Source organism: Streptomyces incanus (assembly GCF_042656345.1).
Taxonomy (GTDB): Bacteria; Actinomycetota; Actinomycetes; order Streptomycetales; family Streptomycetaceae; genus Streptomyces; species Streptomyces incanus.
In genome coordinates, this window is the sequence record NZ_JBHSPC010000167.1 from 53,272 (window position 1) to 73,809 (window position 20,538).

Annotated in this window: 18 protein-coding genes and 1 tRNA gene; 6 read left to right on the top strand and 13 right to left on the bottom strand. The window is 73.0% G+C overall.

The window, feature by feature from the left end; genetic code table 11:
- Positions 1–114: 114 nt before the first annotated feature.
- The gene (locus ACFP2V_RS37995; protein WP_381221352.1) at positions 115–1,515 is read left to right on the top strand and encodes a M6 family metalloprotease domain-containing protein; all 1,401 of its coding nucleotides are present in this window, start codon (positions 115–117) and stop codon (positions 1,513–1,515) included.
- A gap of 37 nt (positions 1,516–1,552) precedes the next feature.
- Here the strand turns inward: ACFP2V_RS37995 and ACFP2V_RS38000 are convergent.
- From ACFP2V_RS38000 to ACFP2V_RS38030, 7 genes are all read right to left on the bottom strand, one after another.
- Positions 1,553–1,626, bottom strand: a tRNA-Lys gene (locus ACFP2V_RS38000).
- Positions 1,617–2,270, bottom strand: coding sequence for a bifunctional DNA primase/polymerase (locus ACFP2V_RS38005; protein WP_381221109.1), 654 nt, complete (start codon positions 2,268–2,270; stop codon positions 1,617–1,619). The genes ACFP2V_RS38000 and ACFP2V_RS38005 overlap by 10 nt, the downstream gene beginning before the upstream one ends.
- A 162-nt stretch (positions 2,271–2,432) precedes the next feature.
- Positions 2,433–2,798, bottom strand: a complete 366-nt coding sequence (locus ACFP2V_RS38010; RefSeq protein ID WP_381221112.1) for a hypothetical protein — start codon at positions 2,796–2,798, stop codon at positions 2,433–2,435.
- A 277-nt stretch (positions 2,799–3,075) separates the two neighbouring features.
- Positions 3,076–4,425 carry an AAA domain-containing protein gene (locus tag ACFP2V_RS38015; protein WP_381221115.1) on the bottom strand — a complete coding sequence of 450 codons (1,350 nt, stop codon included), beginning with the start codon at positions 4,423–4,425 and terminating at the stop codon, positions 3,076–3,078.
- Positions 4,422–6,110: a hypothetical protein gene (locus ACFP2V_RS38020; protein ID WP_381221118.1), complete on the bottom strand. Its 1,689-nt coding sequence runs from the start codon at positions 6,108–6,110 to the stop codon at positions 4,422–4,424. The genes ACFP2V_RS38015 and ACFP2V_RS38020 overlap by 4 nt, the downstream gene beginning before the upstream one ends.
- Entirely contained in the window at positions 6,101–7,279 is a 1,179-nt protein-coding gene (locus ACFP2V_RS38025; protein ID WP_381221355.1) for a hypothetical protein, read from the bottom strand. Before ACFP2V_RS38025 ends, ACFP2V_RS38020 begins: the two co-directional genes overlap by 10 nt.
- The gene (locus ACFP2V_RS38030) at positions 7,260–8,234 is read right to left on the bottom strand and encodes a phosphatase PAP2 family protein (protein WP_381221120.1); all 975 of its coding nucleotides are present in this window, start codon (positions 8,232–8,234) and stop codon (positions 7,260–7,262) included. Before ACFP2V_RS38030 ends, ACFP2V_RS38025 begins: the two co-directional genes overlap by 20 nt.
- A gap of 183 nt (positions 8,235–8,417) precedes the next feature.
- Here ACFP2V_RS38030 and ACFP2V_RS38035 point away from each other — a divergent pair, with 183 nt between their 5' ends.
- Entirely contained in the window at positions 8,418–9,014 is a 597-nt protein-coding gene (locus ACFP2V_RS38035; protein ID WP_381221122.1) for a histidine phosphatase family protein, read from the top strand.
- A gap of 65 nt (positions 9,015–9,079) precedes the next feature.
- Here the strand turns inward: ACFP2V_RS38035 and ACFP2V_RS38040 are convergent, their stop codons facing one another.
- Complete coding sequence (locus tag ACFP2V_RS38040) at positions 9,080–10,522, bottom strand: hypothetical protein (protein WP_381221124.1); 1,443 nt, start codon at positions 10,520–10,522, stop codon at positions 9,080–9,082.
- 375 nt (positions 10,523–10,897) lie between these two features.
- Here ACFP2V_RS38040 and ACFP2V_RS38045 point away from each other — a divergent pair, with 375 nt between their 5' ends.
- On the top strand, positions 10,898–11,314 hold the full coding sequence (locus ACFP2V_RS38045; RefSeq protein ID WP_381221127.1) for a hypothetical protein: 417 nt from the start codon (positions 10,898–10,900) through the stop codon (positions 11,312–11,314).
- Between the two features lie 67 nt (positions 11,315–11,381).
- Entirely contained in the window at positions 11,382–12,251 is an 870-nt protein-coding gene (locus ACFP2V_RS38050) for a spermidine synthase (RefSeq protein ID WP_381221129.1), read from the top strand.
- A 5-nt stretch (positions 12,252–12,256) separates the two neighbouring features.
- Here the strand turns inward: ACFP2V_RS38050 and ACFP2V_RS38055 are convergent, their stop codons facing one another.
- On the bottom strand, positions 12,257–12,886 hold the full coding sequence (locus tag ACFP2V_RS38055) for a hypothetical protein (protein ID WP_381221132.1): 630 nt from the start codon (positions 12,884–12,886) through the stop codon (positions 12,257–12,259).
- A gap of 108 nt (positions 12,887–12,994) precedes the next feature.
- On the opposite strand from ACFP2V_RS38055, the gene ACFP2V_RS38060 reads away from it, so the two are divergent.
- Both ACFP2V_RS38060 and ACFP2V_RS38065 read left to right on the top strand, forming a co-directional pair.
- On the top strand, positions 12,995–13,714 hold the full coding sequence (locus tag ACFP2V_RS38060; RefSeq protein ID WP_381221135.1) for a response regulator transcription factor: 720 nt from the start codon (positions 12,995–12,997) through the stop codon (positions 13,712–13,714).
- The gene (locus tag ACFP2V_RS38065) at positions 13,711–15,111 is read left to right on the top strand and encodes a sensor histidine kinase (protein ID WP_381221138.1); all 1,401 of its coding nucleotides are present in this window, start codon (positions 13,711–13,713) and stop codon (positions 15,109–15,111) included. Before ACFP2V_RS38060 ends, ACFP2V_RS38065 begins: the two co-directional genes overlap by 4 nt.
- A 372-nt stretch (positions 15,112–15,483) precedes the next feature.
- Here the strand turns inward: ACFP2V_RS38065 and ACFP2V_RS38070 are convergent, their stop codons facing one another.
- From ACFP2V_RS38070 to ACFP2V_RS38085, 4 genes are all read right to left on the bottom strand, one after another.
- Entirely contained in the window at positions 15,484–16,923 is a 1,440-nt protein-coding gene (locus ACFP2V_RS38070; protein ID WP_381221141.1) for a GH1 family beta-glucosidase, read from the bottom strand.
- A 171-nt stretch (positions 16,924–17,094) separates the two neighbouring features.
- A complete protein-coding gene (locus ACFP2V_RS38075) occupies positions 17,095–18,006 on the bottom strand; it encodes a carbohydrate ABC transporter permease (protein WP_381221144.1) in 912 nt (303 codons plus the stop codon).
- Between the two features lie 12 nt (positions 18,007–18,018).
- Positions 18,019–19,041 carry a carbohydrate ABC transporter permease gene (locus ACFP2V_RS38080; RefSeq protein WP_381221358.1) on the bottom strand — a complete coding sequence of 341 codons (1,023 nt, stop codon included), beginning with the start codon at positions 19,039–19,041 and terminating at the stop codon, positions 18,019–18,021.
- 5 nt (positions 19,042–19,046) lie between these two features.
- Positions 19,047–20,405 (bottom strand): ABC transporter substrate-binding protein, encoded by a 1,359-nt coding sequence (locus ACFP2V_RS38085; RefSeq protein ID WP_381221147.1) that lies wholly within the window; start codon positions 20,403–20,405, stop codon positions 19,047–19,049.
- Between the last annotated feature and the right edge of the window lie 133 nt (positions 20,406–20,538).

Genomic DNA, 20,538 nt, shown 5'->3' on the forward strand with positions numbered 1-20,538 from the left:
CCGTGAATGGACTGCGCGGCCCCTCACTCGTCCGGTGTAGATAAACAGGGCGTATTACTGCAAACTATCCCAGTCTGGGTGCGGTGTCCCGTGAACCGTCTCCCGGAGGTCTCCGTGCCGCGTCAGCTCCCCCTGAGAGGACTCGGCCGTGAGACTCCGAGGGGGTTGGGCCGTCCGGGGGTGACGGGGCGGCTGAGGGCGGGGCTCCCGAGGTCGGACCGGCTGGGATTCGGCGGTCCGCCGGCGCGCGCCCGGCTGCGCGGTACCACGGCCGTGTGCACCACCATGTCGGCGCTCGCGGCGACCTCCATGGTGACCGCCCCCGCCATGACCGAACCGTTCTCCGCGGCGCCGTGCGCCCTGACCCGCACCGACGCGCACCACTCCGAGGGCCTGGACACCTGGAACGCCGCCTACCCCCGCCCGACCGGCCGGCTGCACGCGGTCATGGTGTTCCTGTCCTTCCCGGACTCGCGCCCGCTGACCACCCCCGAGGAGCTGGCCGCCGACCACTTCCCCGCCACCGGCGACTTCTTCCACCGGGCCTCCTACGGCCGGTTCTCCCTGGACTCGCACGCCCTGCGCGACTGGATCCGGATGCCGCGCCCGTCCACCGCGTACGCCATACGGCGTGACTGGACCATGCGGCACCGGTCCGCCTATCTGCGCGACGCGCTCGCCGCGGCGGACCCGCGGGTCGACTTCTCGCGGTACGACATCGTGTACTTCGTCGCCGACCCGGACGCGCCCGGTGTGGACTCCGACGCCACGAAGGTCGTCAACCTGGACACCCCGCTGCGGGCGGACGGCACCGACATCCGCCGGGTCGTCACCGTGTTCGAGGACCACCCCCCGGACCGGCTGGTCCTCGCCCACGAGACCGGCCATGTCTTCGACCTCCCCGACCTCTACCACCGGCCCGTGGACGGCAAGGGCGACTGGGACACCCATGTCGGCGACTGGGACCTGATGGGCAGCCAGTTCGGGCTCGCGCCCGACCTGCTCGGCTGGCACAAGTGGAAGCTGGGCTGGCTGGAGCCCCGGCAGGTGCGGTGCGTGCAGGGCTCGGGGCCGGTACGGCTGACGCTGGAACCGCTGGGGGCGGGACCCGGGGCGCCGTCCTTCGGGCTGGGCCGGGGCACCAAGCTCGCGGTGGTGCGCACCGGCCCGGACACCGTGCTCGCCTTCGAGGCGCGGGGCCCGGTCGGCGACGACGCGGGCGCCTGCCGGTCGGGGGTACTGGTCTACCGGGTGCGTGTCACCACCCGGTCCGGTGGCGGCCCGGTCCAGGTGATCGACGCCCACTCGCACACGGGGGCCTGCTGGGGGAACTCGGTCTACCCGCCCCTCGCGGACGCCCCGGTCGCCCTCGGCGAGAGCTTCACGGTGCCGGGGGAGGGCGTACGGGTGGAGGTGGAGGAGCGCACGGCCTCGGGCGCCTGGACGGTGCAGATCAGCGCCGGCCGGGACAGAGGCGGGGGCGGGAGTGCGGGCGTGGGTGGAGGAGACGCGTAAAAGGCCTCTTGCTGTGGCAAGAGGCCTTTCCGTGTCGTGCGCCGCCAGGGACTCGAACCCCGGACCCGCTGATTAAGAGTCAGCTGCTCTAACCAACTGAGCTAGCGGCGCCTGCTGACGTCGTAGACATTAGCACCCTGATCGGCGGGAGGAAAAATCGATATCCGCACGGCCGCGCGGGCCGCCCGTACGGCCGCCCAGAGCAGCACCTCCGGGCCCGGCAGCCAGGGGTGACGCGTGTCCGGGGCCACCAGCCAGCGTGAGCCGGAGCGGTCCGCGCGGGCGTCGGGAGCCGGGGCCGGAACGGTCACCGCGTCTCCGGTGCCGTGGCACAGCAGCGGCGGAACCGCGCCCGTACGGCCGGCTCCCCCGGTGTCCCTGCCGCGGGCGTCCCACTCCTCCCACCCCAGCAGCGCGGGCAGCCGCTGGGCGGTGCCGGGCGCCGCGAACAGCAGCATCCGGCCGCGGAACCCGGCCACCGGACCCGAGCCCGGCCCCTCGTCCCACATCCGGTCCAGCATCCGGCGCCCGAAGGTGGAGGGCGCGCTCACCACATCGAAGACGGAGCCGCAGGGCAGCACGATCGGCGCGCCCGGCCGCTCCTCCCAGAGGGAGAGGGTGCTGCGCGGATACGTTCCTGCGGAGGCGAGCCAGGCGGCACCGTCCGGGGTGACCCCGGTGGCACCGGTGGCGCCGGAGTCACCGGGGTCACCGGGGAGACGGCTGACATCGGGGGCGTTGCGTGTACTGCTCATGCCGTCTGTCTACCGGCGGTGAGGGAACGGTTTCCCAGGGTTGCGGGAATCGGGGACGCGAGGGAGGGGAGGGAGGTATCGTGCCCACCTGGCATATGCCACACCTGTTCGACCGGGTGAACACGGGGTCCGGTGGGGCGGCCGTACGGGGGGCGTCGCGCCTCACACGGGGTCTATGGGGTCCCGGCCCTCGCCCCCGCGCAGCAGGTCCCGGCCGAACTCGGCCATCTTCTTCGCGTAGTCCTCGGTCCACTCGGCCCGCTCGGCGATGTCGGCGGTCGTCAGCCGGTCGAAGCGCCGGGGGTCGGCCAGCTGGGCCGCCGCCATCGCCTGGAACTCCATCGCCCGGTCCGCCGCCGCACGGAACGCGAGTGTCAGTTCCGTCGCCCGCTCCAGCAGTGCGCGCGGGTCGTCGATCGACTCCAGGTCGAAGAAATGCTCCGGATCGGCGGCCGCTGCCGTGGGCTCGAACAGCAGGGGCGCGGGGCGTAGCCGCGGTTCGTCCCGACGCGGCGTGGGCTCCGCCATGTCTTCTCCTTCGTCCTTGCTCGTGCGTGCGTTTCGACCCACTGGGAGGAGCGGGCCACCTTCCATTCTCCCGCGCCCCGCAAGAGGGCCTCGGGACCGGTGGGGTCAGGGCTGCCGGGCGACCCGGTGCCGCGTGAGGTGGGCGAGGTCCGGGTGAGGGGCTTCCCGGCCGTCCGGGGCTGTCGTCATCGGTCGTCTCCGGCGGTGTGCCGGGCTCCGTCCGGTGGATCGGGTGGCGCTGTGCTGATCGTCCGGCGGGCAGGTGCCGGAGCGGCGGTCAGGGCTGCCAGGCGACCCGGTGCCGCGCGAGGTGGGCGAGGACCGCGTGATGGGCCTCCCAGCCGTCCGGGAACTTCACGAGGGTGCCCAGCTGGACCGGTTCCGTCGACGGGTACGCGTCCAGCAGTTCGCCGACGCCCGCCCGGCACACCACGATGCAGGCGTGCCGGTGCCGGGAGGCGAGCACGCACAGCCGGCCCGTCTCCAGGTGGAAGGCGGTGGCGTCGGGGCGGCCGGACAGCGGGTGCAGCACCACCGTGACGTCGAACTCCCGCCCCTGGAGCCGGTTCGCCGTGTCGACGGTGACGTCCGCCGCCCCCAGCTCGGCCAGCGCCGCCCGTACCGCCGCCGCCTGGTCGCGGTGCGCGGTGCCGACGGCGATCCGGTCGGCGGTCAGCGGCACGGCCTTCGGGGACCGCTCCGAGACCGACGCGCCCTCCCGGTCCAGCAGCCGGCGGACCACCAGCGCCACCGCCCGCACCGCCTCCGGGTCGGTGCGCGGGGTGTGCCGGGCGGGCAGCTCCAGCAGGCCCCAGCCGGACTCGGCGGCCTCGTCGATCACCCGGTCGGGCCCCGAACCGTCCGACGGGACCCCGAGCGCGAGCCGCCGGTCGCCGTGCCCGGTGCCGCTGCGGAACGGCGTGTACGGGTAGAACGCGTCCGACACCAGGGGCGCCGCCGAGGCGGGCAGCCGCCACGACACCGGCAGACGGTGCTGCGGCAGCTCGGGATTGTGTGCGAGCAGCGTGGTCACGGCGGACGCGGACGGGTCGTACGACAGCCCCGCCCACTGCTCGCTGCCCACGATCGAGAACGGGTCCAGCTGCCCCGGATCCCCCACGAACAGTGCCCGCTCGAACAGCCCGGCCACGGCGAGCAGCGCGTCCGAACGCATCTGGTACGCCTCGTCGACGATCGCGTGCGCCCACGGCTCGACGCCCTTGACGTGCGCCCACTTGGCGGCCGTCGAGACGACCACGTCGAGCCCGGCGAGGTCGGCCGCCTTCGCCGACTTGCGGACGTTGTCCAGCCCGTCGAGCGCCCTGTCGTACGGGTCGGTGTCGCTGCTGTGCAGCCGGCCGACCGGCAGGGCCGGGTTCTTCTCGGCGAGCCGCAGCACCAGGTCGTCGACCTGGGCGTTGGTCTGTGCCACCACCATCAACGGGCGTCCCGCGTCGGCCAGTTCCAGCGCCGCGCGGACCACGAGGGTGGACTTGCCGGCGCCGGGCGGGGAGTCGACGACCACACCGCGGGCGGTGCCGTGCAGGGTGTCGCGCAGGATCGCGTCGGTGGCACGGGTGGCGGCCGCGCCAGCGTCGAACACGGCCTCGGCGGATGAGTGGGTCACAACAGGTCCTCCTCGGTCACCGGGTCGGCGGGCTCCTGGGTGACGGCCTCCGCGCCGGGCGGGCCGCCGTGCGTCCACGGCGTCTCCTCCGGGTCGGGCAGCTTCGCCCCGCCGCGCGGCTCGTGCTCGAACAGCGTGAAGCAGACCCGGTCCCCCTTCTCCGGCACCGAGCCCGCCTCCGGCTCCTTGCCGCGGCCCATCTTGTCCATGATCCGCAGGACGAGCAGCCCGCCGGTGGCCGGTCCCTTTTCGGACGGTCCCTCCCCGGACGGTCCCTCCCCGGACGGTCCCTCTTCGGCGCCGTCCCTCCCGTGCCCGTCGGCCTCGTCCTCGTACCCGACGAACTCGGCCGCCTGCGGCTTTCCGCCGAGCGAGCGGTACACCCGGGTCCGCGCGCCGAGGTGCGGGCGGTCGTCCGTGCGGACGGTGACCAGCGGGCGGGGGCTCGGCCGCTTGCTCTCGCTGTACGCCATGACGACATCGGTGACCTCGCCCGCGAACGCCTCCCCGGACAGCCGCCGGCCCGCCATCACCAGCGGATCGTCCAAGGCCTCCTGCGCTTCCAGCCGGGCCTGCTCCCGCTCGCGCGTGGCGAGCTTGTTGGCCGCGGTCACCGCGTCGTCGCGGCGCGGCTGCGGCGGCTCTCCGGCCAGCACCCGGTCCCGGTGGCCGGTGAACGACCAGCGGTCGCGCGTCCACCGCTCCTCGACCCGCGCGCCCTCCGGCAGCGCGCGCAGCAGGTCCAGGCCCCGCCACACCGCGTCCCAGGTGGGCCGCGTACGGCTCTCCACCAGGGCGCGGATCTCCCGCTCCGCCGCTGTCAGCGCGCCGAGCCGCTCGTCGGCCTCCAAGCCGTCCTGTGCGGCGGCGAGCGCGGTGCGGGCGCGGTCGTACCGTTCGATCGCCGGGGCGAGCAGCTTGTTGTCGAACGCCGGGTCGGTCGCCGGGCCCGCGGGCGGGCACCGCAACTGCCCGTCGGCGTCCCGCGCCAGCTCCGCCTCCTGCGCGGCCTCGGCTCCCGAGCGGCCCGCGGGCGGGTCGATCCACGCGAGCAGCGCTCCCAGGTGCTGGTCCTCCAGGGGGGACTGCCCGGTCGCCCAGTGCCTGCCCAGCAGATCGGTCACGGCCGGCAGCAGCGACGACCCGGGCACCCGGGCCCGCTCCCCGAAGTGCGTCAGCCACCGCCCGAGCAACGGCACCCGGGGCGGCGCCGGGAAGGGCGCCTCCGGGTCCTGCTCCGCCGTGCGCCTGAACCGCGTGGAACGGCCGAGGAGCCGTACGAGGTCGATACCGGCCCGGCTCGGCACGATCAACTGCGGCGCTTCCGCGCACAGTTCGACCTCGACCTTGACCCGCTTGCCGGTCTTCGGGTCGGTCTCGCTGCGTTCCGCGGCCTCCACGGCCTCGGCACAGCCGTCGATGTAGGGCAGGACCACATCGGCCAGTTCGGCCAGGAACGCGAACCTGAGGTCGCGGTCGCGCGGCTGCGGTACGGCCAGCAGCCGGGGCGCGTCCCGCTCGGTGCCCACCAGCGCGCCGAGCGGGGCGCCCGCCTCACCGGCGGTGATCAGCGGCACGAACACCAGGGGCCGCTCGGACAGATGCCGGTGCCGGACGGTGGCGGCGGGTCGGGCGCGGCCGGCGCTGACGGCCTCGAGGCGGGCGAGGGTGGCGATCAGAGACAAGGGGCCACCTCCGCAGGGGCGGTTCCCGCCCCGCCGGCGAGGACCTGCGCGCCGGTGAACGCCTCCGCTCCGGTGAGTGCCTCCGTGCGCAGTGCCGCCGCCCTGCGCAGGGCGGCGACCGTCGGATCGCCTGGATCACCGAGTTCGCCCCGGGCCGCCGCCAGTACGTCCTCGACCGTGGTCAGGCCGCCCAGTTCGGCACGGACCGGGCGGCCCAGGGTGGTCACCGCGTCCTGCGCGCGGGAACGGTCCCGGCAGTGGAAGGCCAGCTCGCACGCGGACAGGCACTCCGGCGCGTAGCTCGCCGGGACGGACTCCACGGACGCCGTCAGCCGCTCGCGGGGCAGTTCGGGGGCGAAGCAGGTGCCTTCGGGGAGCGCGTCCGCGATGTTCTCGACACGGGTGAGCCGGGCCAGCTGGCGGGCGGTCACCGCGCGCTGCTTGCGCACGTCCACGGCGGACGCGGTCGGCAGGTTGGAGAAGTCCTTGGGGCACACCAGCAGGATCCGGTGCCGCACCCGGGGAGCCTCGCCCGGTGCGCCCGGGGCGGTGGCGAGGCGGGCGGCGACCTCCTCCAACGCGAGGACGTACACCGCCGCCTGCCGGGCGGCCGCGCCGACCTTCGCCGGATCGGCAGACCCGTCGAGCAGGGGGAAGGACTTGATCTCCACGACCGTCCACCTGCCGTCCGGGTGCACCACCACCGCGTCCGGCTCCAGGAAGGCCGGGGAGCCGGCGACATCCAGCGCGAGCAGCGGATGGTCGAGCAGCGTCCACTCGCCCGGCGCCAGGACGGCCTCGCCCAGCGCCAGTTCCGTACGCGCCGCACGCCCCTCGTGACCCGCCGCGGACAGGTCGGGCACGCGCGCGGCGGTGGGTGGTTCGGCCAAGCGGTCCAGCTTCTCGTGGACCAGCCGCAGCAGTTCCGTACCGCCGTCGGCCTTGACCTTGGCCTCGAACGCGTTGCCCCGGACGAACGCGAACTGGGACTGGCCGAAGACCGACGGGGAGCCCAACGCGCCCGCGAGCGCGGCCTTGTCCACCCCCGCGCCGTCGAGGATCGCGCGCCGCTCGCAGCCCGGGTTGGCGGCCAGGGCGGCCAGGGCGCGCGCGTCCAGCGCCTTGGCCCGTACGTCCGGACCGCGCAGCTCAGCGAGCCGGTGCCGCAGCTGTCTCGGCGTCTTCCCCCCGGGCCGGAGGGGAGTCGCCCGGCTCGGTTCCGGAGGCGAGCCGTGGCTCGAGCTGTCGCTGCCGCTGCCCTGGAAATTGCTCACCCGCGGAAGTCTGGCATCCGTCACTGACAATCGGGGAACCCGCGGCGGAAGAGGCCACCGGGACCGGTGCGAAGCGTGGCAGCAGGTGGGCCTTCAACCGGCCCGTGTTCCGCAACACGACCGGCGTGAGCAGCAGGCCGGCGCCCATCACGGCGGCACCCGCGACCGCGTCGAGGAAGTAGTGGTTGGCGGTGCCCATCACCACGACGACCGTCACCAGCGGATATCCGACGCCGACCGTCTTCGCCAGGCGCGTACCGCCGTGCCGCCACAGGATCACACCGCACCACAGGGCCCAGCCCACGTGCAGGCTCGGCATCGCCGCGTACTGGTTGGTCAGGCCGCCCAGGCCTCTGGGGGCGCTGGCCTCGCCGCCCCACCAGCCGTACGAGCTGTACTGGGCCATGGTGTCGACGAAGCCGTGGCTCGCGTCGAGCAGCCGGGGCGGGCAGGTGGGCAGCAGGGTGAAGCCGATCAGCCCGATGAACGTCGACGTCATCAGCCAGGTGCGGGCGGTGCGGAAGTGCGCCGCGCGGGAGCGGAACAGCCAGATCAGGAGCGCGGGCGTCACCAGGTAGTGCAGCGACGCGTACCAGAAGTCGGCGGGTATCCCCAGCCACGGCTCGCGCGTGAAGAGACGGTTCAGCGGGTGCTCGGCGTTGAGGTACAGCGCCTGCTCGACGCGCAGGATCGCCAGGCCGTGGTTCACGGCCTCGGTGACATCGCCCCGGGCGAACAGCCGCCCCGCGGAGTAGCAGGCGTACACGAGAAGGATCAGCGGCAGCTCGGTCCACCAGCGCAGCCGGGTCGCCGGGGCCCCTTCGGTACCCGGTGTCTCGGTGTGCGGCATCCGATCGCCCTCCCCCTCGTTCCCATGCGACGCCCCCATGGCGGTCGGCCACTCTACGGTGTGGACGCGCCCCGTGCAGGCGCCTCGGTCCTGATAGACGCTGCGATCGTCCACCGGGTTGCCCACATCCAGGGTGCGCGATGATGGAGGGGTTGCACCTGTGATTTCTTTGGAAGGTCTCCCATGGCACCGCGCATGCTGCTGGCCCGGCACGGACAGACCGCGTGGTCGCTGTCCGGCAAGCACACCGGCAGGACCGACGTGCCGCTCCTGGACGAGGGCCGGCAGGGCGCCAAACTGCTCGGTGAGCGCCTGCACCGGCCGCCGTACGACGGGGTGCCGGGTGTCGAGGTGCGCACCAGTCCGCTCTCCCGCGCGCGGGAGACCTGCGAACTCGCCGGGTTCGGCGAGCGCGCGCAGCCCTGGGACACCCTCATGGAGTGGCATTACGGCGCCTACGAGGGCCTGACCCCCGCAGAGATACAGGCGGACCGCCCCGGCTGGCTGATCTGGCGGGACGGTGTCCCCGAGGGGGAGAGCCTCGCCGAGGTGACCGCCCGCGCGGACGAGGTGGTGGCCTGGGCGCGCTCCGCCGACCGGGACGTCCTGGTCTTCGCCCACGGGCACATCCTGCGCTCCATCGGCGCCCGCTGGCTGGGGCTGCCGCTCGACTTCGCGGCCCGCATCCGCCTCAGCCCGACCTCGCTGTCGGTCCTGGGCTGGGCGTACGGGGAACCGGCCGTCGAGAGCTGGAACGACCTGGGGCACCTGGCGGGCTGAACGCCTCGGGCCGCCGTCCCTGCCGGTCACCCGCGCGGGGGCCGGTCACACCGCGCGGAAGCCGGTCACACCGCGCGGGGGAGTGAGGCGTGGCGGTCCAGGAAGGCCGAGACACCCGAGGCGCGGCGGTGCGGGAGCAGGACGCGGGCGGTGCCCTCCAGTATCGTCCGGACCCGGGACGACTGGACCTCCGGCAGCAGGTCCAGTACCCGCATCCCCGCCGCGGCCGCCTCGTCCGGGAGTCCGCCGCGCGCCAGGTCGTCCGCCAGCTCCGCCGTGTACAGCGCGATGTTGCGGGTGAAGTGCGGGTTCTGGAGCTCCGCCGCCCGCCGCGCGTGCCGGGCCGCCCGCGGCCAGTCGCCCAGGGTGGACCAGCACTGCGCCTCCAGGCCCTCCAGCTCGGCCTCCCCGTAGAAGGTCATCCACTCCGGGTCGGCCGGCGCGGGACCGCGGTCGAAGTAGGCCTGCGCGCGGCCCAGCGCCTGCTCGCAGCCCGCCCGGTCGGCGAGCCCCGCCCAGCCGCCCGCCTCGCGCAGCGCCAGCAGCGACATCAGCCGGGGCGAGCCGAGCGGGCGCGCGGCCCGCTGCGCGGCCTGCGCCGCACGCACCGCCTCCCGCGGCCGGCCCGCGTCGCGGGCGAGGAACGCCGTGTTGCAGAAGGCGTGCGCCTCGAGCCCCGGGTCACCCGTCACCCGCGCGGTCGCCAGCGCCTCCGCGTAGTGCGAGCGGGCGTCGTCGAAGCGGCCCGAGTCGTGCGCCAGCCAGCCCACGGAGATGGCCAGTTCACCGGCGCCCGCGTACAGCCGGTCCGCCGTCCGCTGCCGGGTCGCGCCGGCGTCGAGCAGGGCGTAGGCGGCGCGCAGCGGTGCGGCGGCCCGCCGGTAGAGGCCGTCGGCCCCGTACCGGTCGTCGAGCACCCGGATGCGGCGGACGGCTTCTTCCAGGGCTCCGGCGTCGCTCGCGCCGGGGCGGCGCACGGCGCGCTGTGCCGCCGAGGCGTCCGGGGCGAGCGAGAGCGGGCCCAGTGAGGCGGCGGCCACCGTGGCGCCCCCGCCGGTCATGAATGCGCGACGCAGCACGTCGCTCTCCTCGTAGTCGCGGTGCGTGTGGTACGGGTTCTGCGTGTCATATGGCTCAGGGGTCCCGCTGCTCTCACTCGTGACGAGCACCGGGGCCCCGACGGGCGCCGGGGGAGTGTCCCCGGCGTCCCGCGTCCGGCGCCCGCGGACCGACGAGCGGGGCGCGAAGCCCAGGTCGGTCAGCGTGCGGCCGGGGAACATGTGCAGGAACACCCGTTCATAGGCGTAGTTGGGGCAGCGGATCTCGCCCGCCTCCACCCTGTGCACGTACCGCGCGTCACAGCTGACCCGCTCGCCGATCTCGCGAGCGGCCCGGCGGACCGACGCGGCGAACTCGGCCGGCGAGCGCGGTCCGCGCAGTTGCCGGAAGGCGAGATTCGGCCGCGGGGGCCGGTCGGGCTGTGACGAGGGCACCGTTGACGACGCCATGGCCGGGTCCTCTCTGCGAACCGTCGAACCATGCCGGACATCAGGGCGGTTCCCCGCGGTTCGTCATGGTCCGTCCATGTACCGCGCGGCGCTGCTCTGGTACCGGCGGGCAAGAACGTACCTGCTGTGACGGAGCCACTACGCAAAGTTTGGCAACAAACCGGATATCTCATCCGTGATCCGCCATGAACTGCCATTCTGTGCTATTGGGTTCCGCCGTAGCCATTACCGGTCCGCCGCGTTGAACCCGGTGGACCGGGAGGCGAACCGGGAACGCACTCGGCTTCCGGTCCCCGGCCCCGTCCGTCCGGGCGGGGCCGGGGGAGTGCGTGGGGTGGAGGCCGAAAATGCTGAGGCCGGAATGTGGAGGCCGGGATGACGAACAGCCGAAGCGGTGAACCCCGAACGCCGCGCGGCGGGCCGCCGGGCTGCTGCGACGTGGTGACGGTTCCGGCCCGCCAGGGTCTGGAGGCGGTCGACATCCTCCGGCGCGGTGAGGCGGGCGACGCGATGGGCCCCGTCCTGCACGACGGCGGGTGCACGCTCGGGTTCCTGGTGCCGCCGGGGACGGCCGCGGGGTGGGACGTGCCGGGCAGCACCTGCAGGGAGACCGGCGGTTGTGGACTGCACCTGCCCCCCACCTCCGAGGCGTCCATCCCCGAGCCGCCGGTGGAGGGCTCGGGCTGGCTGCTGCCGCCCGAGGACGCCGACCTCGCCACCGACCCCGCGGCCCTGCGGGAGGCGCTGGGCGAGGCGCAGCGCCTGATCGACGTGGCGGACAGTTGCCGGTGAGAACCGGCGCGGGCGGCCGGTGGGCGGGCGGCCGGTGGGCGGGCGGGCGTCGGGTGACAATGGCCCCATGGGCAGGACCAGGAACTCCGGGCGCGGGCAGGCCGCCGCCGACACCGTCGTCGAGAGCGTCGACGGGGGGCTCGCCCGGCTCATCCCCGACCGGGAGCGGCCGAGGGCGTGGACGCTGCTGATCGACGACGCCCCGCAGTCGCACGTCGACCTGGACGACCCGGCGTACCTCTCGTTCGAGTACCAGCGGCGGCTCGGACACGTCGTCGACACTGTCGCACCGGCCGGCCGGCCCCTGCAGGCCGTGCACCTCGGCGGCGGTGCGTTCACCCTCGCCCGGTACGTCGCCGCCACCCGGCCCCGGTCCACCCAGCAGGTCGTCGAGCGGGACGCGAAGCTGGTGCAACTGGTCCGCCGGGAGCTGCCGGTGGATCCCAGGTCACGGATCAGGGTGCGCTCGGTGGACGCCAGGGAAGGACTCGCGAAGGTACCGGACGGATGGGCCGGACTCGTCGTCGCCGACGTGTTCAGCGGCGCCCGCACCCCCGCCCACCTGACCTCGACCGAATTCCTGGACGACGTCCGCAGGGCCCTCGCCCCCGGCGGCGTCTACGCCGCCAACCTCGCCGACGGGCCGCCGCTGGCCCATCTGCGCGGCCAGATCGCCACCGCCGCCGCCCGGTTCGCCGAACTCGCGCTGATCGCCGACCCCGCGGTCCTGCGCGGCAAGCGCTTCGGCAACGCCGTGCTGGTCGCCTCCGACACGCCCCTCCCGGTCGCCGAACTGACCCGTCGCGCCGCATCCGACCCGCACCCGGGCCGTGTCCAGCACGGCCCGGAGCTCAGGGACTTCACCGGCGGAGCCGCCCCGGTCACCGACCTGGTGGCGGTCGCCTCGCCGGCGCCACCGGCATCGGTGTTCCGCTGACCCCCTCAGTACGTGCCGATCTCCACGCGCGGCGGGCCGTCGTGCCAGGTGCAGAAGACCGACACCCGCTCCGCGCCCGCGCTGAACTCCACCCGGATCCACGACTCCGTCTTCCACACCTGCATCGACCAGCCCGCTCCGGGCGTCGCCGACACCAAGGACGCGGAGGTCTCACCGAGGTCGAAGACCGCCCGGCCGCCGGCGGTGTCGTAGGCCTTGACCTCGCCGGAGGCCGCCGGGGCCGGGTCGCCGCCGACGGGTGCGGGACCGGCCGGTTCCGGCTCGGGGCCGGGCGCGGCGGACGTCCCGCCGGGCTCCCCCGCCGACTGCCGCGACGACTCGGGGGCCTTGGCGTCCGCGTCCTCGGTGCCCTTGCTGTCGCCCTTGTCCTTGCGGCCCTCGTCGTCCTCGTCGTCCTCGGTGTCCTTCGACGTCTCCCCGTCGGACGGGCGCCGGGTCGAGGACGACACCGGCTTCGTCCCCTGCGTCGTCGCGTCCCCGGCCGTGACGGGCAGCGCACGCGGAGGGTCGTAGGCGGTGCCCGCCATCACGGTGTGCACCCCCCACCACGACAGCGTGACCGCCGCGCCCGTGGCGAGCAGCCAGGCCAACAGGTGTACGAGTCCTCTGCGCATCGCCGGCCATACTGCCTCACCCGCCCCAAGAGTGTCGCGCCTCCTCGCGGATCAGGAGTTGTCCACAGGCCGGCATCGGCCCGCCCGGCATGGCGTACGGTGCCGCCCATGGCAAGTGTTCTCGTGGTCGAGGACGACCCGTTCGTACGCTCGGCGCTCATCCGGCAGTTGACCGACGCCGCGCACACCGTGCGCAGCGTGGGGACGGCGCTGGAGGCGCTGCGCGAGGTCGCCCATTTCCGTTTCGACGTCGTCGTCCTGGACCTCGGGCTGCCCGACCTCGACGGCTCCGAGGCACTGAAGATGCTGCGCGGGATCACGGACGTGCCGGTGATCATCGCCACCGCGCGGGACGACGAGGCGGAGGTCGTACGGCTGCTGAACGCCGGCGCGGACGACTACCTGACCAAACCCTTCTCGGTGGAGCACCTGTCGGCCCGGATGGCGGCCGTCCTGCGCCGGGCCCGTTCCCTCGCGGGGGAGGCCACGCCGTCCCCGGTGATCCGGGTCGGCGGCCTGACCGTCGACCCGCTGCGCCGCCAGGCCGAACTCGACGGCGTACGACTCGACCTGACCCGGCGCGAGTTCGACCTCCTCGCCTTCCTCGCCGGGCGGCCCGGAGTCGTCGTCGCCCGCAGGGAACTCCTCGCCCAGGTGTGGCAGCAGTCGTACGGCGACGACCAGACCATCGACGTCCATCTGTCCTGGCTGCGCCGGAAACTGGGGGAGACGGCCGCCCGGCCGCGCTATCTGCACACCCTGCGGGGCGTCGGCGTGAAACTGGAGCCGCCCGCCGCGGGAGTCCCCGGGACGGAGCCGCCGCGATGAGGTGGGCCCTGGTGAAGGTGTCCGTGGCGGTGACCGCGATGGTCGTGGTCGCCTTCGCGGTGCCGCTCGGCCTGGTCATCCGCGAGATGGCCCGCGACCGCGCCTTCTCCAACGCCGAACGGGAAGCCGCCGCGGTCGCCCCCGCGCTGTCCATCACCACCGACCGCGACCAGCTCGAACGCGTCGTCGCCTCCGCCGGCTCCGACGCCGGGATGGCCGTGCACATCCCCACGGCGGACGGCGAGAAGCCCCTCGACATCGGCCGCCGGCGCGCCACCGCCGAGGACATCGAGGCGGTACGGAACCTGGGGCGCGTCTCCACCTCCAAGGTGTCCGGCGGCTCCGCGCTGTTGCAGCCGGTCGCGCTCAGCAGCGGCGAGATCGCCGTGGTCGAGGTGTACGTCCCCGAGGCCGAGGTCACCAACGGGGTGGGCACGGCCTGGGCGGTGCTCGCGGCGGTAGGTGCCGCCCTCGTCCTCGGCTCGGTCGCGGTCGCCGACCGGCTGGGCGTACGGATGGTGCGGCCCGCGCAGCGGCTGGTCGAGGGCGCGCACGAACTGGGGGAGGGCAAGCTGGGCGCGCGGGTGCCCGAGAAGGGGCCGACCGAACTGCGGCTGGCTGCCGTGGCGTTCAACTCCATGGCCGACCAGGTCGTCCAGCTCCTCGCCAACGAGCGGGAACTGGCCGCCGACCTCTCCCACCGGCTGCGCACCCCGCTGACCGTGCTGCGGCTGAACGCCGCCTCGCTCGGCGACGGACCGGCCGCCGAACAGACCCGCGCGGCGGTGGAACAACTCGAGCGCGAGGTCGACACCATCATCCGCACCGCGCGGGACGCCAAACCGCAGACGGCCGCCGCCGGTCCCGGCGCCGGCTGCGACGCGGCCGAAGTGGTCCGGGAGCGGATGGTGTTCTGGTCGGCGCTCGCCGAGGACGAGGGCCGCAAGTGGCGGGTGGCCGGCGCGGACACCCCCGTACGCATCCCCGTGGCCCGCGCCGATCTGGCCGCCGCCCTCGACGCCCTGCTCGGCAACGTGTTCCGGCACACCCCCGAGGGCACCGCCTTCGCGGTCGACGTGCACAACGGCGAGGACGCGGTGATCGTGCTCGTCTCCGACGCGGGCCCCGGCATACCCGACCCCCAGGCGGCGATGGCCCGCGGCCGGGGCTCCGGCAACGACGGCTCCACCGGGCTCGGCCTGGACATCGTGCGCCGTCTCGCGGAGGCCACCGGCGGGGACGTCCGCATCGGCTCGTCGGTGCTCGGCGGAACCGAGGTACGGATCTGGATCCAGCTGGACGGACGCGAGGGCGCGCCCCGCGCCCGGGGCCGCGGCCACCGCGGGACCGTTCGCCGCCGCCGCCCGGGGCGCCTGGTGCCGACGTTCCGGGCCTGAGATTTCGGGTCCGACTTTTCGGGCTCGACGTTTTGGGCCTGAGATTTCGGACCCGGCGTTTCGGGCCTGAGGTTTTGGACCCGGTGTTCCGGGCCTGAGGTTCCGGGGCCGGTCTTCCGGCCCCGCCTTCCGGAACCGGCGTTCCGGCGCCGACCGGGAGAACCCACCGGTGCGCGCCCCGGCCGGTTCCCGCCCGGCCGGGGCGCGCCCCTGCCCCGGGCATCCGTCCCGGTGCCTGTCCGGGCACCGCCCGGCAGGAAGACGGCCCCGGGCACGCCCCGGGCGGGATGTGGACACCCGCGTGGGGCGCGGCGCTTCCCCTGGGGCGCCGCGCCCCGTTCCCCCGCTCCCGGTTCCCCGTGCCCGGGAGGGTCAGATGCCGTCCGGTTCCGGCAGGGCTCCCGAGCGGGCCGCCCGGCCGTACCAGAGGGCACTGGACTTCGGGGTCCGCTGCTGGGTCGCGTAGTCGACGTAGACCGCGCCGAAGCGCTTCTCGTAGCCGTACGCCCACTCGAAGTTGTCCATCAGGGACCACAGGTAGTAGCCGCGCACGTCCGCACCGTCGGTGATGGCCCGGCGGACCGCCGACAGGTGGCCGTGCAGGTAGGCGACACGCTCCGGGTCGTGCACCGCGCCGTCGGCGCCGGGCTTGTCGTCGTAGGCCGCGCCGTTCTCGGTGACGTAGAGCGGCAGGCCGGGCGCCTCGCGGGTGTAGCGCATGATCAGGTCGTACAGGCCCGTCGGGTCGACGGACCAGCCCATCTCGGTCTGCTCGCCCGGAGACTGGTGGAAGGCGACGTCGTCCGTGGCGGGCCACGGCGAGTGCTCGCTCGCCCCGTGACCGTCGGCCCGCGGCCCCTTCGCGTCCGGGTCCGCCGCCGACACCAGGGTGGGCGTGTAGTAGTTGAGTCCCAGCGCGTCCAGCGGCTGGTGGATCAGCTCCAGGTCGCCGTCCTGGACGAACGACCAGTCGGTGAGCGAGGAGGTCGCCTCCAGCAGCGTCTTCGGGTAGGCGCCGTGCAGGATCGGGCCGTGGAAGATGCCGCCGGACAGGTCGTCGATCCTGCGCGCCGCCGCCAGGTCCGCCGGGTCGTTCGGGGAAAGGGGCCGCACCACCGAGGTGTTGAGGCTGAGCGCGATCGAGTTGCGGGCCGGCATCGCCGAGCGCAGCGCCTTGGTGCCCAGCCCGTGTGCCAGGTTCAGGTGGTGGGCGGCCCGCAGCGAGGCCGCCGGGTCGGTACGGCCGGGCGCGTGCACACCGGACGCGTAGCCCAGGAAGGCGCTGCACCACGGCTCGTTGAGCGTGATCCACTGCTCCACCCGGTCGCCGAGCGCCTCGCCGACGATCTGCGCGTACTCGGCGAAACGGTGGGCGGTGTCGCGCTCCGGCCAGCCGCCCGCGTCCTCCAGCTCCTGCGGCAGGTCCCAGTGGTAGAGGGTGACGGCCGGCTTGATGCCGTGCTCCAGCAGCTCGTCGACCAGCTTGCGGTAGAAGTCCAGGCCGCGCTGCACGGCGGGGCCGCGGCCGGTCGGCTGCACCCGGGGCCAGGAGATGGAGAAGCGGTAGGCGCCCAGGCCCAGGTCCGCCATCATCGCCACGTCGTCGCGGTAGCGGTGGTAGTGGTCGACCGCGATGTCACCGGTCTCGCCGCCGGCGGTCTTTCCCGGCGTGTGGCTGAAGGTGTCCCAGATGGACGGGGTACGTCCGTCCTCCCGCACCGCGCCCTCGATCTGGTAAGCGGAGGTCGCGGAGCCCCAGAGGAAGGCGGGGGGGAAGGCCGCCGGGGTCACCGGCGTTGCGGAGTCAGACATGGAAGCGCTCCCATGGGAGGTCGTGGAGGACCTACGAGTCGGAGTAAGCAGGGGGAAGGAGTGGGAAAGGGATGGGAAAGGGGGAAAGGAGCAGGGAGGGGATGAGCAGGGGCCGAGGCGTCGGTGACCCGGCCCCCTGGAAAGGGATGTACGTGGAGGGGTATGCGCGCGTCAGCCCTTGACCGCGCCCTGCATGATGCCGCCCACGATCTGCTTGCCGAAGACCGCGAAGACCAGCAGCAGCGGCAGCGTGCCCAGCAGCGCGCCCGCCATGATCAGGGACTGGTCCGGGGTGAAGCCGCGGCCGAGGCCCGCGACCGCGACCTGCACGGTCGGGTTGCCGGACTGGGTCAGGACGAGGAACGGCCACAGGAAGTCGTTCCAGGTCTGCACGAAGATCAGCATGCCCAGGACGGCCATCGCCGGCCGCGCCGCGGGGAACACCACGTGCCAGACCACGCGCCAGCTGCTCGCACCGTCGACCCTGGCGGCCTCGATGATCTCGTCCGGCAGCGCCTGGAGCAGGTACTGCCGCATGAAGAACACACCGAACGCGCTCACCAGCGACGGGAAGATCACCGCCTGCAGCTGATCGGTCCAGTCCAGCTTGGCGACCATCATGTACAGCGGAATGATGCTGAGCTGCGGCGGCACCATCATCGTGCCGATCACGAGCAGCATCAGCGCGCCGCGACCCCTGAAGCGCAGCTTGGCGAAGGCGAACCCGGCGATCGTCGACAGGGTCACCACGGTCACCGCCGAAATGCCCGACACGATCATGGTGTTGAGGAACGCCTCACCGAGGTTGGCGTCGGTCCAGGCGAGCTCCAGGTTCTTGAACAGGTTCGAGCCGAACCAGAACGGCGGCGGGGTCTGCGCCAGCCGCTGGTTGTCCCGGGACGCGGCGATCGCGGTCCACACCAGCGGGAACAGCGAGACGATCGTGAACACGATCAGGATCGCGTACGCGATCGGACCGCCGTGCAGGGTGCCGCCGGCCCGCGCGGACTTCGGCAGACGGGAGCGCTTGTGCTCCTTGACGGGCGTGGTCTCGGGGGGCGGGGGCGTCACCGTCGTCGTCACGGCCACAACTCCTTAACTACTGGCGCGCAGCCGGCGCGAGATGACGTAGTTGATGATGCCGATGACGATCAGGATCAGGAACATCATCCATGCGATCGCCGAGGCGCGGCCCAGGTGCTGGTTGATCCAGCCCTGCTCGTACAGGTACAGGCCGAGCGTCTGGAACTGGTGCTCCGCACCGCCGGACGCGCCCTTGTTGGCGTCGAACAGCAGCGGTTCGCCGAAGACCTGGCTCGCCCCGATCGTGGACACCACGACCGTGAACAGGATGGTCGGGCGCAGCGACGGCAGCGTCACGTGGAGGAACTGCTTCCAGCGGCTGGCGCCGTCCAGCGCCGCCGACTCGTACAGGTCCTGCGGGATCGCCTGCATCGCGGCCAGGTAGATCAGCGCGTTGTAGCCGGTCCAGCGCCAGATGATGATGGTCGAGACGGCGAACTGCGAGGGCCATTTGTCGCCCTGCCAGTCGACCGGGTTGATCCCGAAGAAGTCCAGCGCCCAGTTGATCATGCCGTAGTCGCGCCCGAAGAGCAGCACGAACACCAGGGAGGCGGCGGCGATCGAGGTGGCGTACGGCGCGAGCATCGCGACCCGGTAGAAGGTCGAGGCGCGCAGCTTGTAGTTGAGGATGTGGGCGATGCCCATCGCCATCAGCAACTGCGGAACGGTCGAGATGACGCCGATGGTCAGCGTGTTCCGCGCCGCGTTCCAGAAGAACTCGTCGTCGAAGATCCGGGTGAAGTTGCGCAGCCCCACCCATTCCATGTCGGTCGGGGCGGTCAGCTCGACCTGGTGCAGCGAGGCCCAGCCGGTGTAGACCAGCGGGAACAGGCCGAAGGCGAGGAAGAGCAGGAAGAACGGGGAGACGAAGGCGTACGGGCTCCAGCGCATGTCGCGCTGCCAGCGACGGGACAGCTTGCGCCGGCGCCGCTCCTCCTCGTTCTCGGAGTTCTCGGACGCGGTGCCCCCGGGCGGGCGGCCCGGGGCCGCGCCCCCCTTGACGGGGGACGCGGCGGTTTCGTTGCGGGCGGACATCCGGGTCACTTGTCCAGGTTGTTGTCGATGGTCTTGGTGGCCGTCTCCCAGGCCTCCTTGGCGGACTTGCCCTTCGTGACGAGGATGACGCCGTTGTCCGTCAGACCCTGCTGGATGATCTGGTCCTTCGGACCGATCGGCTGGAGGGGGATCTGCCGGGCGGCCTCGGAGAAGATCTCACCGATCGGGGCGTCACCGGTCATGTCGTTCTTCGCGCCGGTCACTTCGGGGCTGTCGAAGGCGGCCTGGGCGCTCGGGAAGCTGCCCTGCACCTTGAACAGCTTGGCCTGCTGCTCGGGCGCGGTCAGCCAGGCGACGAGCTTCTTGGCCTCGTCGACGTTCTTGGCGCTCTTGGGCACGGTCAGGAAGGAACCGCCCCAGTTGCCGGACCTGGGCGGCACGGCGACGTCCCACTTGCCGGCGGCGTCCGGCTGCGACTTGCCCTTGATGTAGCCGAGCATCCACGGCGGGCAGGCCATCGCGGCGAACTTGTTGTTGGAGATGGTCTGGTCCCAGGCCGGCTGGAACTGCGTCTGGGCGCCGATCATGCCCTTCTCGGCGGCCTCGGCGGTCAGGTCGAAGGCGGCCTTGACGGCCGGGTTGGTCTTGTAGGTGACCTCGCCTGAGGCGTCGTAGAACTTCTCCTTCTCGCTGCTGAGGATCGCGTTGATCAGGCCGCCGGGGGAGTCCATGAAGGTGGTGCCCTTGGGCGCCTTCTTCTGGTAGTCCTTACCGACCTGGACGAACTTCTCCCAGTCGCCCGCCCACAGCTTGGCGACCTCCGCGCGGTCGGACGGCAGTCCGGCCTTCTCGAACAGGTCCTTGCGGTAGCAGATCGCCATCGGGCCGATGTCGGTGCCCAGACCGATCGTCTGGCCGTCCTTGGTGGTGGCCTGCTCCCACTTCCACTCGAGCCAGTCGCTCTTGTTCACGCCCTCGGTCTTGGAGAGGTCCTCGAGCTTGGCGGCCTGGGTGCCCACGATCTCGGCGATGTTGCCGACCTCGACGGCCTGGACGTCCTGCAGGCCGCTGTTGGTGGTGAGGTGGTTGAGCAGCGCCGGGTAGTAGTTCTCGTTGCGCTCGATGACGTTCTCGGCGATCTTGATGTTCGGGTTCAGCTTCTCGTACTCGGCGTAGAGGCCGGCTTCCTTGAAGCCCATGGTGCCGAACAGGCCCAGCGTGACCGTCGTCTTGCCCTTGCCGCCCGACGAGGAATCGGAGCCGCCGTCTCCACCGTCGTCGGCACAGCCGGCCAGCAGCCCTGTGCCCAGCGACACCACGGCCGCGATGGCCAGTGCCTTGCGGGTGAAGAGCTTCCCCCCGTTCGTGCGCTGCCGGGAGAGGGGGAGGGTACGTGCTCGCATTGAGTCCTCCTGTTGCCCTGACGTGCCGACCCCCCGGCCAACGGCGTTGTTGGGCCCGTTTGTTGCATGCTGCGGCTCGGGCGGGGAACGTGCGGGTTGTGTATGTGTCAGGTACTGTGGGAGCGCTCCCACA

Bases quoted from the DNA above. Each gene is read 5' to 3' on its own strand.
- ACFP2V_RS38005 (WP_381221109.1), bottom strand. From the start codon at position 2,270: ATGAGCAGTACACGCAACGCCCCCGATGTCAGCCGTCTCCCCGGTGAC.
- ACFP2V_RS38010 (WP_381221112.1), bottom strand. From the start codon at position 2,798: ATGGCGGAGCCCACGCCGCGTCGGGACGAACCGCGGCTACGCCCCGCG.
- ACFP2V_RS38030 (WP_381221120.1), bottom strand. From the start codon at position 8,234: ATGCCGCACACCGAGACACCGGGTACCGAAGGGGCCCCGGCGACCCGG.
- ACFP2V_RS38035 (WP_381221122.1), top strand. From the start codon at position 8,418: ATGGCACCGCGCATGCTGCTGGCCCGGCACGGACAGACCGCGTGGTCG.
- ACFP2V_RS38040 (WP_381221124.1), bottom strand. From the start codon at position 10,522: ATGGCGTCGTCAACGGTGCCCTCGTCACAGCCCGACCGGCCCCCGCGG.
- ACFP2V_RS38045 (WP_381221127.1), top strand. From the start codon at position 10,898: ATGACGAACAGCCGAAGCGGTGAACCCCGAACGCCGCGCGGCGGGCCG.
- ACFP2V_RS38050 (WP_381221129.1), top strand. From the start codon at position 11,382: ATGGGCAGGACCAGGAACTCCGGGCGCGGGCAGGCCGCCGCCGACACC.
- ACFP2V_RS38055 (WP_381221132.1), bottom strand. From the start codon at position 12,886: ATGCGCAGAGGACTCGTACACCTGTTGGCCTGGCTGCTCGCCACGGGC.
- ACFP2V_RS38060 (WP_381221135.1), top strand. From the start codon at position 12,995: ATGGCAAGTGTTCTCGTGGTCGAGGACGACCCGTTCGTACGCTCGGCG.
- ACFP2V_RS38065 (WP_381221138.1), top strand. From the start codon at position 13,711: ATGAGGTGGGCCCTGGTGAAGGTGTCCGTGGCGGTGACCGCGATGGTC.
- ACFP2V_RS38070 (WP_381221141.1), bottom strand. From the start codon at position 16,923: ATGTCTGACTCCGCAACGCCGGTGACCCCGGCGGCCTTCCCCCCCGCC.
- ACFP2V_RS38080 (WP_381221358.1), bottom strand. From the start codon at position 19,041: ATGTCCGCCCGCAACGAAACCGCCGCGTCCCCCGTCAAGGGGGGCGCG.
- ACFP2V_RS38085 (WP_381221147.1), bottom strand. From the start codon at position 20,405: ATGCGAGCACGTACCCTCCCCCTCTCCCGGCAGCGCACGAACGGGGGG.